Genomic DNA, 15,314 nt, shown 5'->3' on the forward strand with positions numbered 1-15,314 from the left:
TCGCCAGTTAAGTTCCCAGGCGCCAACAGCACAGAGGCACGATCGTGGATGTTTGTCGTACAATCTCCTTAACAGGCAAAGGGAAAGAGCCTTCGCCGATCGGGGATTAAAATTAAAAGCGCATGACTTTCTCTTCAATAATTCGTACCCTGGGGCGATCGCCCCTAGCAACAGAACTTCTCAACAAGCTCAAACGCCATCGCTGCTTGCAACTGTCCGGCATCGCCCGCTTGCCTAAAGGTTTAGTAGCTTCCGCCCTCGCACAGCAAGAGGGGCGAAACTTATTGGCCGTGACGGCTACTTTAGAAGAAGCCGGTCGCTGGGTGGCTTCTTTAGAGGCGATGGGCTGGCAAACCGTACATTTTTACCCGACTTCGGAGGCTTCGCCCTACGAGCTATCTTACTCCGACGAGAATGAAATGACGTGGGGGCAAATGCAGGTGCTGGCGGATTTGGTGGATAAGGAAGAAAAAACCGCCAATCAGTCGAAGCCGATCGCGATTGTAGCTACCGAAAGAGCTCTCCAGTCTCACTTGCCGCCGCCTGCTGCTTTTGAACCCTACTGTCTGACGCTGAAGCGAGGTGCGGTTCAAGACTCGAAGATACTTGACCGCCAACTGGTGTCGATGGGGTACGATCGAGTGACTTTGGTGGAAATGGAGGGCCAGTGGAGTCGCCGGGGCGATATTGTCGATGTATTTCCGGTAGCGGCGGAGTTGCCGGTGCGGCTGGAATGGTTCGGAGATGATTTGGAGCAAATTCGGGAGTTTGACCCGTCTTCGCAGCGATCGCTCGATAAGGTCGATCGATTAGTTTTAACTCCTACTAATTTTAACACAATTATTAAAGCAGTTTTATCTGAAAAAAAACTCGCTCAAATCAACCACCTAGTCTCTTTTGACCCCGAAAATGAAGCCGAAAATGAAGCGGAAAAATTTGTCCGCAGGCTGTTAGGTTTAGCGTTTGAAAAACCTGCATCTTTGTTGGATTATTTGCCCGAAAATACTTTGGTTGTTGTTGACGAACCCCAAGGGTGCGAAGCTCACAGCGACCGCTGGTTTGAGAATGCACAGGAACAGTGGAATAATTGCAATCGGGAATCTGCCGTTGCTGGTGCGGAAACAGAAAATCTGCCAATTGCTAATTTGAAAGTTCCGAAAATTCACCGCACTTTTGCTGAATCTATGGCAGATGTCGCAGCTTTCGACAGGCTAGAACTTTCAGAATTGGCAGAATATTCTACCGCTAAAAAAACTCAAGGCTCTGCAGAGGGCGACCAGCTACCGTCTGCGATTAATTTGGCTTCTCGGGCTGTGCCGGTGATGCCTCACCAATTTGCTAAGCTGTCTCAAATGCTCAGGGAAGAGCGCGATCGGGGTTTTACCATTTTTCTGGTTTCTGCTCAACCGAGCCGATCGGTTTCTCTGCTTTCGGAACACGACTGTCCGGCTCAGTTTGTGGTGAATCCGCGCGATTATTTGGCGATCGACAAGTTGCAATTGCAGCACGTTCCGGTTGCTTTGAAGTACAGCGGGCTGGCAGAATTGGAAGGGTTTATTCTGCCGACTTTTCGGATTGTTTTAATTACCGATCGGGAATTTTACGGTCAGCATTCTCTCGCTACTTTTAGCTACGTCCGCAAGCGCCGCCGCGCTGCTTCTAAGCAAGTAGACCCGAATAAATTAAGCCCTGGTGATTATGTGGTTCACCGCCAGCACGGAGTGGGCAAATTTATCAAGTTGGAACGCTTGACGATCGATCGGGAAACTCGCGAGTATTTATTGATTCAATACGCTGACGGTACTCTGAGGGTGGCGGCAGATCAGTTGGGGGCTTTGTCGCGGTTTCGGACTGTAGGCGATAAAGTACCGGATTTAAACAAGCTGACAGGTCAAACTTGGGAAAAAACTAAAACTAAGGTTCGCAAAGCTGTTAAGAAATTGGCAGTGGATTTGCTGAATCTTTATGCTAAAAGAGCTAAACAAACAGGTTATGCTTTTCCTCCCGATATGCCTTGGCAACAAGAATTAGAGGATTCTTTTCCTTACCAGCCAACCCCGGATCAGTTGAAGGCAACTCAGGATGTGAAACGCGACATGGAGGGCGATCGACCGATGGATCGTTTGGTCTGCGGCGATGTCGGTTTTGGCAAGACAGAAGTGGCTCTGAGAGCGATTTTTAAGGCGGTTACGGCGGGCAAGCAGGTGGCTTTGCTCGCGCCGACGACGATTTTGACCCAACAGCACTATCACACGCTCTCGGAGCGTTTTTCCCCTTATCCGATCGAAGTTGGTTTGCTCAATCGCTTTCGCACTGAAACCGAGCGCCGGGAGATTCACAAGCGTTTGGCGACTGGGGAATTAGATGTGATTGTCGGTACTCAAGCTGTTTTGAGCAAAGCGATTAAATTTCGCGATTTGGGCTTGTTGGTGGTGGATGAAGAACAGCGGTTTGGAGTTAAGCAAAAGGAAGCGATTAAAGCTCTCAAAACAGAGGTAGATGTTCTGACTCTGACAGCAACCCCGATCCCCCGGACTTTGTATATGTCGCTGTCGGGGATTCGCGAGATGAGTTTGATTTCGACTCCGCCTCCTTCCAGGCGCCCGATTCAGACGCATTTGGCTCCCTACAACCCGGAAACGGTGCGATCGGCAATTCGTCAAGAATTGGACAGGGGCGGTCAGGTTTTTTACGTGGTGCCGCGGATTGAGGGGATTGATGAGTTGGCCGTTCAGTTGCAGGAGATGGTTCCGTCTGCCAGAATTGCGATCGCCCACGGTCAAATGGAGGCGTCGGAACTAGAATCAATCATGCTGACTTTCAGTGCGGCGGAATTTGATATTTTGGTGTGCACGACAATTATTGAGTCGGGTTTGGATATTCCGCGAGTCAATACTATTTTAATTGAAGACGCGCAGAAGTTTGGTTTGGGTCAGCTTTACCAGTTGCGGGGACGGGTGGGACGCGCGGGGATTCAAGCTCATGCTTGGCTGTTTTATCCCAAGCAGAACCAACTGTCTGATGCTGCAAGGCAGCGGCTGCGGGCAATTCAAGAGTTTGCCCAGTTGGGTTCGGGCTATCAGTTGGCTGTCCGAGATATGGAAATTCGCGGTTCGGGTGATGTTTTGGGTACTGAACAATCTGGTCAGATGGAGGCGATCGGTTTTGATTTGTATGCTGAAATGTTAGAGGAAGCTATTCGGGAAATTAAGGGTCAGGAAATTCCGAAAGTTGAGGACGCGCAAATTGACCTCACTTTGACGGCGTTTATTCCTGCAGATTACATCGCAGATTTGGATCAAAAGATGAGCGCTTACCGGTCTGTGGCTTCTGCTAATACCCCTGAAGAATTACAGCAGATTCAGGCTGATTGGTGCGATCGTTATGGGTCAATTCCTCTGCCAGCCCAGCAACTTATCCGTGTTGTCGAACTCAAACAAATTGCTAAAAAAATCGGTTTTTCTCGGATCAAACCGGAGAATAAGCAGCACATAGTTTTGGAAACTGCGATGGAAGAGCCTGCTTGGAATTTGCTCAAGGCTAATTTGCCGGAACATTTGCGCTCTCGTTTTGTCTACAGCAAGGGAAAGGTTACTATTCGAGGTATGGCGGTTTTAACGGCCCAAAAGCAATTGGATAATTTGATTGATTGGTTGGGTAAAATGCAGGGCGCTTTGCCGGAAGCAAATGTTTGATTTTAATATATAATCCCCAAATCTAGCGCACCGCCGAAACCACAGAATAATACCGATGGAACCATAAAAAATATTACTGCTGTTTTCATGATGGTTTTAGCGACAGAAAGGATTAAAATCGTGAAAATGTTAGTGAGTATTTTTTTGGCGATCGGGCTAGTGCAAGGAGTCCCAATGGCGGTTCAATCTCAACAAATAATTGACCCGATCGATCGGGTTGTGAGTGCAGGATTGATGAATAAAGATGCAACTGGCAATTTTAATGCTGAGGGTCTTGTCAGTCGCGCCGATTTGGCGATGATTTTAGTGAAAACTTTTGGTTTGGAACGGCGGAAAACTGCTCAGAAACCGGATCGGGAAGTGCCGGACGTACCGAAGAGTTACTGGGCTTACAGCGCGATTCAAACTGCTTTGAAAACGGGAACGATGAGTGGATATCGCGACGGAATGTTTTTTCCAAATCAAAGGGTGACTCGCGCTGAAGCTTTGGCGATTTTTGCTCAAGCTTACGGGGTTTTTCAGTTTCCAGATCCCAGCGTTTCCGAGATTTTAGCTAAGTATCCCGATGCAGGCAAAATTCCTAATTGGGCTAGAAAGTCTCTGGCTACTGCACTTTATGAAGGGTTTGTTAATGTCGATCTCGCAACTAATAAGATTAATCCTTTGAAGCCGATGACTCGTGGGGATATCGCTTACGCTTTGAGCAAGTATTTGGAGCGGCAAGTAAGGCCCACTTCTTTGCCTGTCCCGAACGAGGAGCCTCCCGATCGCGGCGTGGGAAGGTGATAGTGTTGAGTTGTGATATCATTTCCGGTAGCATCGGAATTATTCCTCTCTGTATTCTCTCCCTCTGCGTTCTCTGCGCCCTCTGCGGTTAAATCATTCCGATACAACCGGAAACGATATGAGTTAAAAAGTCGATCGCCCGCAATTCCAACACCATGCAAAATCCCGGAGATTTGGTGACTGTAAAAGCAGCCATCAAACCCCCAGGATTTAAGTTTTTCCTCTTAAACGAGGCTCAAATTATTGCCAATGAGTGTTGGCTCAATCAGCAGTAGCCAATTCGGTACTGCCGCCGCCGCGCTTCCGCGTCAGGGTATTGAAAAGCATCTGACCGACAGCTTTAATCAAATTGCCTTCTAACTCCATGAACATCTTCATGTTCATGCCAAAAGCTGCATTAGCTTCGTCAACAATTCGCTCTGCTGTTGCTTCGTCAATCGGTAGTTCATTCATTGCCTGACGGTAGCTAGCTTTGAATTCCTTTTCATCAGGAATATCCTGGAATTCATAGAAAGCAGTGCCTTCTCCCTCGGAAAGATTCATCCCGCGCTGGGCAATTCCCTTCAGGATTTGTCCGCCGGATAAATCGCCAAGGTAGCGAGTGTAAGAGTGAGCTACTAAGAGTTCCGGTGCGGTAGCCGAAATCTCGTGAATTCGCTGCACATAAGCTTTAGCTGCGGCTGACGGAGCTACTTGTTCGCGCCAATTCGCACCGTAGTAGTAAAATAAATCTTGCTCTAAGCTTTGTTTCCGATTCAACTCAGAAAAGTAAATTTTTGAAACAACCGGATGCTGTTTTTGGCGTTCCATTTCCTCTTCCATTGCCGAGTAGACAAAGTAGAGATTTCCGACTAACTTCCGGTAAGAAGTTTTTTCTACAACGCCTTTTAAAAAACACTTGACAAAACCGACGTTTTCTGCCATTGTGTGGGATTTTTTCGTTCCCTCACGCAATTTGGTCGCTAAATTGATGCTCATGCTATACTGTCCAACCTTCTATTTTTGTGGTAGCTGATGGATGCGCCAAAAATCTAAAATTTACCTAAGTATTTACCTTAGATCGATTTGATGAGAGATTGTATTAATTTTTATAACAAAACTTGGCAGTAGTCAGCAGTCAGTAGTCATCAGTCATCAGCCACTAACTAATGACTAATGACTGATGACTCATCCTCGCCAGCAAAGAACTGTCAACTGTCAACTGTCAACTAATTTAGATGTCCAAGTCGAGGAGGTTGAGTTTGGGGCCGTAGGTTTCGATGAATTCGCGGCGGGGGGCGACTCGATCGCCCATTAAGATCGTAAAGATGCGATCGGCCTCAGCAGCGTCTTCAATCTCCACCCGTTTCAGCGTCCGAGTTTCTGGGTTCATCGTCGTATCCCACAACTGTGTCGGCATCATTTCGCCCAAACCTTTGAACCGCTGGACGGTGTAGTTAGCATTCGCCGGAAATTCATTGCGGACGAGATTGTTCATTTCGCGATCGCTGTAACAGTAGTAATGATTGCGTCCCCGTTCCACTTTATAGAGAGGAGGACAAGCAATATAGATGTAACCTTGTTCTACAAGTGCGCGCTGATAGCGGTAGAAGAAAGTCAACAACAGGGTGCGGATGTGAGCACCATCAACGTCAGCGTCAGTCATAATTACGATGTGGTGATACCGCAATTGCGCCGGATCGAATTCTTCGCCTTTGATACCCAAACCCAGGGCTGTAATTAACGATTGAATTTCGTTATTTTTGTAGATTTTGGCGTCGTCGGTTTTCTCAATGTTGAGGATTTTACCCCGTAAAGGGAGGATTGCTTGGAATTGGCGATCGCGCCCTTGTTTGGCAGATCCGCCTGCAGAATCCCCCTCCACCAGGTAGATCTCAGACAGGGCGGGGTCTCTGGAACTACAGTCCGCTAATTTTCCAGGCAAAGGAGACGATTCTAAGACGGATTTTCGGCGCACTAAATCGCGGGCTCGGCGGGCGGCTTCAGCGGCCTTAAATGCCTGAATTGCTTTTTCCAAAATAGCGTCAGCTACTTGGGGGCGAAACTCTAAATATTCTGTCAATACTTCGCCCACCAAGGAATCGACTATTCCCCGAACTTCTGTATTTCCTAGCTTGGTTTTAGTTTGACCTTCAAATTCCGGGTCTGGGACTTTGACCGAAATCACTGCTGTCAAACCTTCGCGAACGTTTTCGCCGGCGAGGTTGGGCTCGTTTTCTTTGATTTTGTTGCGCTTGCGGGCGATCGAATTCATCGTCCGCGTCAAAACTGCCTTCAAACCTTCTAAGTGCGTGCCACCGTCGATCGTCCGAATGTTGTTAGCAAAACCTAGAACGTTGTCGCTAAAAGCATCGACGCACCACTGCAAAGCCACTTCTATTTGCACGTTGTTGCGTTCTCCTTGCACGTAGATCACTTCGTCGTGCAACGGCTGTTTTTCGCGGTTCATGTAGGCGATATATTCCTTGATTCCGCCCTCATAACAGTATGTTTCGATGTGAGGTTCGCTACTTTTGAGCAATGCCAAACGGTGGTCGCTAAACGTAATTCTCACGCCCGCATTCAAGTAACCCAATTCTCGCAAGCGCCCGGCGAGTGTAGTGTAATCAAATTCAATGCCAGTGGTAAATATTTGAGTATCTGGCAAGAAAGAAACTGAAGTGCCGGTGCGAGTGCCTTTGTTGGGCTTGACCTTAAGTTCGGTCACTGGATTGCCTCTTTCGTAGCGCTGTAAATGTTCTTTTTGGTCGAGCCAAACTGTCACTTCTACCCACTCGGACAGCGCGTTAACAACAGAAATACCTACACCGTGCAATCCTCCAGAAACCTTGTAGCCACCACCGCCAAATTTACCGCCGGCGTGAAGTACAGTCATTACTGTTTCTATTCCCGATTTGCCAGTCTTGGCAACGATGCCGGTCGGAATACCCCGGCCGTCGTCTGTCACGGTAACGGAACCGTCGGCGTTGAGGTCAATCTCAATGTGAGTGCAGTGGCCAGCCAGCGCCTCATCTATGGAATTGTCCACAACCTCGTAAACTAGATGGTGGAGTCCTCGCGGGCCGGTGGTACCGATGTACATCCCCGGTCGTTTACGGACTGCTTCGAGACCTTCGAGAACTTGAATCTGGTCGGCGCTGTAGCTGCTGGTCATACAAAAATAGCTCCAATAATGAGGCCTAAAGCCCCAAAAGCTTCTAAAATGGGAAAACTTCTAAAATTATAGCACAAAACCGTTAAAGGCGATGCTAGGGCTTTCTGAATGGAAATTTATCGGGGGGAGGGAGGGGAATAGTTTTGAGATTGCTTAGCTACTCTGGCGGGCCGATCGCGGTGAATCAGTGGATGGAGAGAGGGGAAAGCATGGATAGGAGAGGATTTGAGAGTTTTTATAGGGAAATGTGCGACAGCTTATGCCTAGATTAATTACGATTTGCGGGGCGACGGCGACGGGGAAGTCTGGACTGGCTGTGGCTGTGGCTTCGCGACTGCAATCCTCGATCCTGAGTGCGGACTCCCGTCAAGTGTACCGCGAATTTGACATCGGAACCGCAAAACCGACGGCGGTCGATCGCACTTGTGTACCGCATCACTTAATTGACATCTGCGATCCGACAGAAACTCTGACACTAGCAGATTACCAGCAACAAGCTCAAAATTTAATTGCTGCTGTCGATTTTCCTGTTTCTCTCCCCCTGTTGTTGGTGGGAGGGACGGGCTTATATATTAAGTCGATCGTGCGCGGTTTGAAAATTCCGAGGGTAGCGCCGATGCCCGAATTGCGATCGCAACTTGCAGAACTCGGACAATCTCAATGTTACGCGATGTTGCAGCAGGTCGATCGCTCTGCCGCCGAGAAAATTCACCTCAATGACCCAGTAAGAACTTTAAGAGCACTGGAAGTATTTTATGCGACCGGTCGCCCTATTTCCGAACAGCAGGGCGAAAATCCTCCCAATTATCCTATTTTACAAATTGGGTTGGATTGCGAAATGGATGTTTTGGTCGATCGTATCGAACAGCGCACCGAACAAATGCTAGAACGCGGCTGGATCGCTGAAGTAGAATATTTGTGTAACAAATACGGCTGCGACTTGCCACTGTTGAACACGCTGGGCTATCAGGAAATCAAACAATATTTGGCGGGCGACATTAAGCTTGAAGAAGCTAAAGAATTAACAATTTTGCACACGAGACAATTTGCGAAGAGACAGCGGACTTGGTTTCGAGCTTATCCTGAAATTGAATGGTTTGATGTTAGCGCACCAGATTTGCTAGAAAGAGTTTGGCAGAGAGTGCAGGAATTTGTCAAGTGATTTTATAGCGAAATTAAAGATTTTTTCACCGCAGATGAACGCTGATTAACGCTGATGTAATTTAAATTGATTGGCTAGTTTTTCAACTAAAGTAAGTCTGATTTTTGCGTTAACTTGGACTGGGCAAAATTTCTTTAATTCTTTGCCGAAACAAACGCACAGCAGCACGCTGTCCGATTGTTCTGCTTTGTTCGATGAAACCGGGAATTTCGGCAACGGGTAAAAACGGAAATGCTAAACTGCGATCGCACATTTCATATTTCCCATCTACAAGGTGATAAACTTGCAGAGATTCCCGGCGATACCTCCACAGTTCGGGAACACCAAGAGCAGCATATATGGAATCTTTATTAACTGAAGAATTCGTGTAATCTGACTCTATTGCTAAATCAGGAGGCGGGTCATTTGGCAAATTGATATTTCTGCCTCTAACTAAAGATTCATTTTGAATGTAGAAACAGGAATCAGGTTCTACAGCACGAGTTAAATCTTCTCGTTCAAGAGTCAGCGAACCCAGACTCCTAAGTTCAATTTCCAGCTCATCTACAATGGCTTCCACAAAGCTTTCTATCAGTCGTTTGGGTTCTTCGTGTTCTTCCAGTGGCATCCTGATTTCTAATACTCCTCCATCGTAAGCAATTCTCCAAGCTCTATCGTCCCCAACATCTGCCAGCAAAGCCTTAAAAGTTGACCAACTGACACCTTTTAAAATAACTCGGTTTTCTGGGGTAGTTTGCTGCTCTACGGGAGTTGATGTTGTTGTTACCATTTAACAATTCCTTGGTAGCTTCATCAATTTTTATTGTAGTCGATTGGAGTAAGTCTGATTTTTGCGTTAACTTTGACTCGGTAACATTTCTCTAATTCTTTGCCGCAACAAACGCACAGCAGCACGCTGTCCGATTGTTCTGCTTTGTTCGATGAAACCGGGAATTTCGGCAACGGGTAAAAACGGAAATGCTAAACTGCGATCGCACATTTCATATTTTTCATCTACAAGGTGATAAACTTGCAGGGATTCCCGCCGATACCTCCAAAGTTCGGGAACACCAAGAGCAGCATATATGGAATCTTTATTAACTGAAGAATTCGTGTGATCCGACTCTATTGCTAAATCGGGCGGCAAATCCTCTGGGAGGTTTATATCTCTTTTACCTCTGACGCTGGCTTCATTTTGAATGTAGAAACAAGTATCAGGTTCGACAGCACGAGTTAAATCTTCCCGTTCGAGAGTCAGAGAACCAGCTTTCATCACTTCGATTTCTAGCTCGTCTGCTGTCGCTTCAATAAAGCTTTCTATCAGTCCTTTCGGAACTTCATGTTCTAGATGCGGCATCCTGATTTCTAATACTCCTCCATCGTAAGCAATTCTCCAAGCTCTATCGTCCCCAACATCTGCCAGCAATGCTTTAAAAGTTGACCAACTGACACCTTTTAAAATAACTCTGTTTTCTGGGGTAGTTTGCTGCTCTACGGGAGTTGATGTTGTTGTTACCATTTAACAATTCCTTGGTAGCTTCATCAATTTTTATTGTAGTCGCTCGACTGCAAAATCAAAGTAAAATTTACAATTATAGTGCAGGTATCCGGTAGGGATACGGCACTGCTGTGTCCTGTATTTCATTTTCCTGAAGCGAACAAAAAAGTTTTTTTAATTAACCGCAGAGAACGCAGAGGGCGCAGAGAAGGAGAAAGTAGAGAAATTAATAATAATTTGAGGAACAAGCCGAAAAGCCTGTTCCTCAAATTATATCTAGCGTAGTTAATTAACTGTACAAACTCGCCACATATTCGCCGTAACCGTTATAGGGCAAAGTTGGGCGAGTTTCCCACGACCAACTGTTACCGGGGCCGACTATGCGTTCGCTGGCCTGGGACCATCTGGGGTGCGGTTTGTCGGGTTCGACATTTGCTTCAAAGGCGTATTCGCTGGGGCCGATTGTATTCCAAAAAGTGGCGGGCTGTTGTTCGACAAATTCAATTTTTACGATCGATTTTGCACCTTTAAAACCGTACTTCCAAGGAATTACTTGCCGCAGCGGCGCGCCATTTTGCTTAGGTAGTTTTCTGCCGTACAAGCCTGTGGCAAAAAATGCTAAATCGTTGGCCATTTCTTCAATTCGCAGACCTTCGGTATAAGGCCAAGGATAAAATTGCGAAAATAAACTGGCACCTTTGGTAATTTTTGGGTCGTAAAATGAGGTAAAGCGAACGAATTTAGCGTTTGATTTAGGTTCGACATCGGCCATCAGCAATTTCATGGGAAATCCGACCCAAGGAACTACCATCGCCCACGCTTCTACACAGCGAAATCGATAAACTCGTTCTTCGATAGGAAATTTTTTGTAGAGGTCGTCAATATCATAAGTGCGGGGATTTTTTACTAAACCGCTTACTTCTACTTTCCAGTTTTCTGTGGGCAAAGCTTGAGCGGCTTGCCAAATAGATTTTGTGCCGCCGTATTCGTAAAAATTGTTGTATTTTGTAGCTAAGGCTTCGTCGGTAATCGCTCGATCGACTTTCGCAAAGGCAGGATTCCGGCTCAATCCCGCATATGCTTGGGTTGAGCTTTGCTCCAGGGCAGTTTTTGAGCTAGCATTGCTTTGGCAGCCTGTCAGCGGTAGCAGCGAAGCAGTCACGCCGGCGCCAATTAAATTGGTCATGAAGCGGCGGCGGTTGAGAAAGGCTGTTTCTGGGGTAATTTGGGAGTCGAGAATTTCCCAAGGTTTGGGGACGCGAATTAAGGGCATAAGTAATAGTTAAAAGTTAGTAGTTAGTTTGGCTAACTTTGCCAAAAGTTTAATCGGTTAGTCGATTTGAGATTGGAAGTTTTAGATTGACTCCATAGGAGAAAGAATCGCGGATATTTATTTGGTAATACCTCGCGATTGCTTTGCTGCGATCGCCCTGAAAGTATTCGCAATGACAGTATAGCGTAATTCGGTAACAACTGAGATATTGCACCATTCTCAAGAACAGGCAAGATGCCTGTGAAGCGAAGAATGATTTTCTTGTGGGGTGGGCAGGAGAGCCCGCCCCTACGATCGACCTATTAAACCTCGCTCGCAGGAAAGTCAGCAATAATTTACGCGCGATCGACCGCAGCAATTGTGGCGAAAATCTGGGAAACAATTATGATCGAGCAAAGATTCCAATTATTTAATTTGTCCACAGGAAGCGGCACGCACCGCCCCGCTTTCCTCCCCCACTCCTCTACTGTGTCGGACGGGGGTCTCCAGCGGAAAGACAAATGAGTTACTGCACCAATCCCAATTGCCAGAATCCCCAAAATCTCGATCGCGCGACAGTCTGCAAAAGTTGCGAGTCGAATTTGCTGCTAAAAGGTCGCTACCGAGTCTTTCACACCCTCGGTCAAAGTCTCGCTTGCCGCACCTTCTTAGCAGTCGATGAAGACCAACCTTCGCAGCCCCGCTGCGTCATTCAACAGTTCTGCGGGCCCGCAGCAGCAGCCGACGGTCAAAACCAGCAAAACCGGACATTTCGCGGCTCGGCCTCAGTTCTCGACGAGTTGGGGAAACATCCGCAAATACCGAAACTGCTGGCATCTTTTGAAGTCGAAGGCTGCCAGTATTTAGTGCAAGAATACATCGAAGGCCGCAATTTGGCCGATCGGCTTTCAGAAAAAGGTGTTGTTAAAGAAATTCAAATTTGGTATCTGCTGAGCGAATTGTTGCCAGTCCTGCAATTTGTTCACGAACATCAACTGATTCACGGAGATATCAAACCGTCCAATATTATTCACCGCAAAACTCCCCAAGCATCCCCAGCTTTGGCAGGGAAAGAGGATATACATCCCCTGCCCCAGGAAAGTGCCTCTGGGCTAGTTTTAGTCGATTTCGGTTCGGCAATTCCGGCAAACAGCGGGCCGCTGAAAACAGAAACAGTGACAGGTTCTGCCGAATACGCGGCCCCGGAACAAATTAAAGGTCAAGCGATTAAGAGCAGCGACATCTACAGTTTGGGGGTCACTTGCATTCACTTGTTAACGGGAATGTCGCCCTTTGATTTGTTTGACATCAAAGCCGAAAGTTGGACTTGGAGACACTATTTGAAAGTACCGGTTTCGGCGCGACTCGGCCGCATTCTGGATAAAATGGTGCAGCGAGAACCGTCAAAACGCTATCGTTCAGTCGAGGCAATTCTCACAGACATGAAATACGGCCCGGCACCGGTAGAAGTGATTCTCAGCAAACCCAAGTGGACTGTGGCCGTGTGGGCAGCAAGTACGGTTGCCCTGCTGTCTGCAGTGCTGGGTGTTCGCTTGCCATCTCCTGCACCGCAGGCTTTCACTTCTTCTGAGCCTGTTTCTAGCATTCCCGATATTCGGTTCAATCCGCCCCCGATGCAGGATTTCAGGGGTGAGGCATCGCAGTCCCGGCCCGCAGTGCGGACTCTGGCGGATCGAGACAAAAACCCGGTTTGGGCGGTTGCAGTCGCTCCCAACGGCCGCGTGATAGTCAGCGGGAACAACGACGGCACAATTCGCCTGCTGCACAAGCGTCACGGCAAGGTTCTCAAGGTTTTAGCAGGACATTTGGGGCCTGTGTGGTCGGTGGCCGTCAGTCCCGACGGCAGGACGATCGCCAGCGGCGGCGCTGACGGTACGATTAAATTGTGGAATTTCTATTCGGGCAGGTTAATTCAGACTTTGGACGGACACACAGACGGCGTGTTCTCGGTGGTTTTCAGTCCCGACAGCCAAACCCTGGCGAGTGTCGGTAAGGACAAAACTTTGAAGTTGTGGCAAGTCGAAGGCGGGGCCGAGTTGGAAACTCTCAAGGGGGTTTTTGGCGAGGTGCAGTCGGTGGCTTTCAGTCCCGATCGAGAAACTTTGGCGCTCGGCAGCAGCGACGGCAAGATCAACCTGTGGAACTGGCAGACTGGGGAATTGAAACAAACTCTTTGGGGTCATTCCGAGGCGGTTTGGTCTCTGGCCATCAGCCCGGACGGTCAAACTCTCGCCAGCGGCAGTTGGGACAAGACGGTGAAGTTGTGGGATATCAGCGCAAATAATCAGTCCCAGCAGCCCAACGGTTCTCTGCTGCGGACTTTGATCGGCCATTCCGACAAGGTTAAGTCCTTGGCTTTCAGTCCCGACGGAGACAAACTCGCCAGCGCCGATTTGAGCGGGACTATCAAGCTGTGGCGCATGAGTTCCGGCGAAATGGCGGGCACGCTGAAGGGTCATTCTACTTGGGTGGAATTGGCTTTTAATCCTCAAGACAAAACTCTGATCAGCGGCAGTTTTGACGACACGATTAAGGTGTGGCGGCTGTCTCCTTGATTTTTGCGATCGCCCCTTCGAGCAAGTTTTGAAGAACACGGGCGATCGAATTTGAAGAATTCCCAACCAAATCAAAGATTCTGGTTGGGGATTGGGCGGTTGAAATCGCTGAGTTTACGGCCACGCAAACGAAGTTCGCGCAACGCGAGACTGTAGGAATATCATATTTTCCTTCTTCCTTCTTTCTTCTAATTGATAACTAAAACCAAATTCCCGATCGCCCTTCCGCTTTCCTGCATTTCGTGCGCTTTGACAATCTCCTCCAAACCAAAGCTTTGAGCGATAACGTGGCGGAAAACTCCTGCTTTTAAACAAGTTGTAATATCTGCGGCGGCTTGTTGATGGGCTGCTTTGTCCATCACATAAACTAGCACGTAATGAACGGTTAAATTTTTGTAAGCTAATGAGTAAAAAGGAATTTGAGGCGTTATATCGGAATCAGAAGCGTAAGTAGCGATCGCACCGTTGCGTTTGAGGACTTTTAAGTTGGTTTCGAGATTGCTAGCAAAATCAACTTCAATTACGCGATCGACTCCTTCCCCTTTAGTAATTTCTTTGATGCGCGCCGCCACATTTTCTGTTTTATAATTAACAGTATAATCTGCCCCCGCCGTTTTGGCAATTTCGGCTTTTTCAGCCGAACTTACAGTTGAAATAACATTTGCGCCGCCCCATTTTGCTAATTGAATTGCATAATTTCCAACAGCACCCGCGCCGCCCGCAACTAATATTGTTTTCCCCGTAACAGCACCATCTTTAAAAACGCAATTGTGAGCTGTCATTGCGGGTACTCCCAAACAAGCACCTTCTACAAATTCTGTATTATCTGGCAGAAAAACCGCTTGTTCGCTGGGTACAACCGCATATTCCGCCGCCGTACCAAACCGGCGGGGCAATGTAGCTTCATAAATCCAAACACGTTCGCCAATTCGTGACGGCGGCACGCTTTCTCCTACTGATTCAATTATTCCTGCACCGTCGTTGTGGGGAATGACTCGCTGGTGTCGCATTGTGAGTCCGCCCCAACCGCTGCGCTGCTTGACATCGGAGGGGTTAATGCCGGATGCGCGTACTTTAATCAGCACTTCACTGGCCCCCAATTCGGCAACATCCATTTCGCCAATTTTGAGGACATCTTTGGCGTCGCCGATTTGTTCGTAGTAAGCAGCTTTCACAGTTGTTTTCTCCTGATGTTTTTAATCTTCATAAACC

General features: G+C 47.7%; 10 protein-coding genes. 4 read left to right on the forward strand and 6 right to left on the reverse strand.

Features of this window, described 5'->3' with window-relative positions; translation table 11 throughout:
* Positions 1-122 precede the first annotated feature (122 nt).
* Positions 123-3,695 (forward strand): transcription-repair coupling factor, encoded by a 3,573-nt coding sequence (gene mfd, locus OSC7112_RS02280; RefSeq protein ID WP_015174382.1) that lies wholly within the window; start codon positions 123-125, stop codon positions 3,693-3,695.
* 126 nt (positions 3,696-3,821) lie between these two features.
* A complete protein-coding gene (locus tag OSC7112_RS02285) occupies positions 3,822-4,481 on the forward strand; it encodes an S-layer homology domain-containing protein (protein ID WP_223300741.1) in 660 nt (219 codons plus the stop codon).
* Positions 4,482-4,742: 261 nt separating this feature from the next.
* Here the strand turns inward: OSC7112_RS02285 and OSC7112_RS02290 are convergent, their stop codons facing one another.
* Both OSC7112_RS02290 and gyrB read right to left on the reverse strand, forming a co-directional pair.
* Entirely contained in the window at positions 4,743-5,459 is a 717-nt protein-coding gene (locus OSC7112_RS02290) for a biliverdin-producing heme oxygenase (RefSeq protein ID WP_015174385.1), read from the reverse strand.
* Between the two features lie 235 nt (positions 5,460-5,694).
* Positions 5,695-7,635 carry a DNA topoisomerase (ATP-hydrolyzing) subunit B gene (gyrB, locus tag OSC7112_RS02295; RefSeq protein ID WP_015174386.1) on the reverse strand — a complete coding sequence of 647 codons (1,941 nt, stop codon included), beginning with the start codon at positions 7,633-7,635 and terminating at the stop codon, positions 5,695-5,697.
* A gap of 259 nt (positions 7,636-7,894) precedes the next feature.
* Here gyrB and miaA point away from each other — a divergent pair, with 259 nt between their 5' ends.
* Complete coding sequence (miaA, locus tag OSC7112_RS02300) at positions 7,895-8,797, forward strand: tRNA (adenosine(37)-N6)-dimethylallyltransferase MiaA (protein ID WP_015174387.1); 903 nt, start codon at positions 7,895-7,897, stop codon at positions 8,795-8,797.
* Positions 8,798-8,906: 109 nt separating this feature from the next.
* On the opposite strand, the gene OSC7112_RS02305 is transcribed toward miaA, so the two are convergent.
* From OSC7112_RS02305 to msrP, 3 genes are all read right to left on the reverse strand, one after another.
* On the reverse strand, positions 8,907-9,566 hold the full coding sequence (locus OSC7112_RS02305) for a Uma2 family endonuclease (protein ID WP_015174388.1): 660 nt from the start codon (positions 9,564-9,566) through the stop codon (positions 8,907-8,909).
* A gap of 66 nt (positions 9,567-9,632) precedes the next feature.
* Positions 9,633-10,295, reverse strand: a complete 663-nt coding sequence (locus OSC7112_RS02310) for a Uma2 family endonuclease (protein WP_015174389.1) — start codon at positions 10,293-10,295, stop codon at positions 9,633-9,635.
* A gap of 268 nt (positions 10,296-10,563) precedes the next feature.
* Positions 10,564-11,547 (reverse strand): protein-methionine-sulfoxide reductase catalytic subunit MsrP, encoded by a 984-nt coding sequence (msrP, locus tag OSC7112_RS02320; protein WP_015174390.1) that lies wholly within the window; start codon positions 11,545-11,547, stop codon positions 10,564-10,566.
* A 500-nt stretch (positions 11,548-12,047) separates the two neighbouring features.
* On the opposite strand from msrP, the gene OSC7112_RS02325 reads away from it, so the two are divergent.
* Positions 12,048-14,102, forward strand: coding sequence for a protein kinase domain-containing protein (locus OSC7112_RS02325; RefSeq protein WP_015174391.1), 2,055 nt, complete (start codon positions 12,048-12,050; stop codon positions 14,100-14,102).
* A 188-nt stretch (positions 14,103-14,290) separates the two neighbouring features.
* On the opposite strand, the gene OSC7112_RS02330 is transcribed toward OSC7112_RS02325, so the two are convergent.
* A complete protein-coding gene (locus OSC7112_RS02330; protein ID WP_015174392.1) occupies positions 14,291-15,277 on the reverse strand; it encodes an NADPH:quinone reductase in 987 nt (328 codons plus the stop codon).
* Positions 15,278-15,314 lie beyond the last annotated feature (37 nt).

The sequence above is a fragment of the Oscillatoria nigro-viridis PCC 7112 genome (assembly GCF_000317475.1).
GTDB classification, from domain to species: domain Bacteria; phylum Cyanobacteriota; class Cyanobacteriia; order Cyanobacteriales; family Microcoleaceae; genus Microcoleus; species Microcoleus nigroviridis.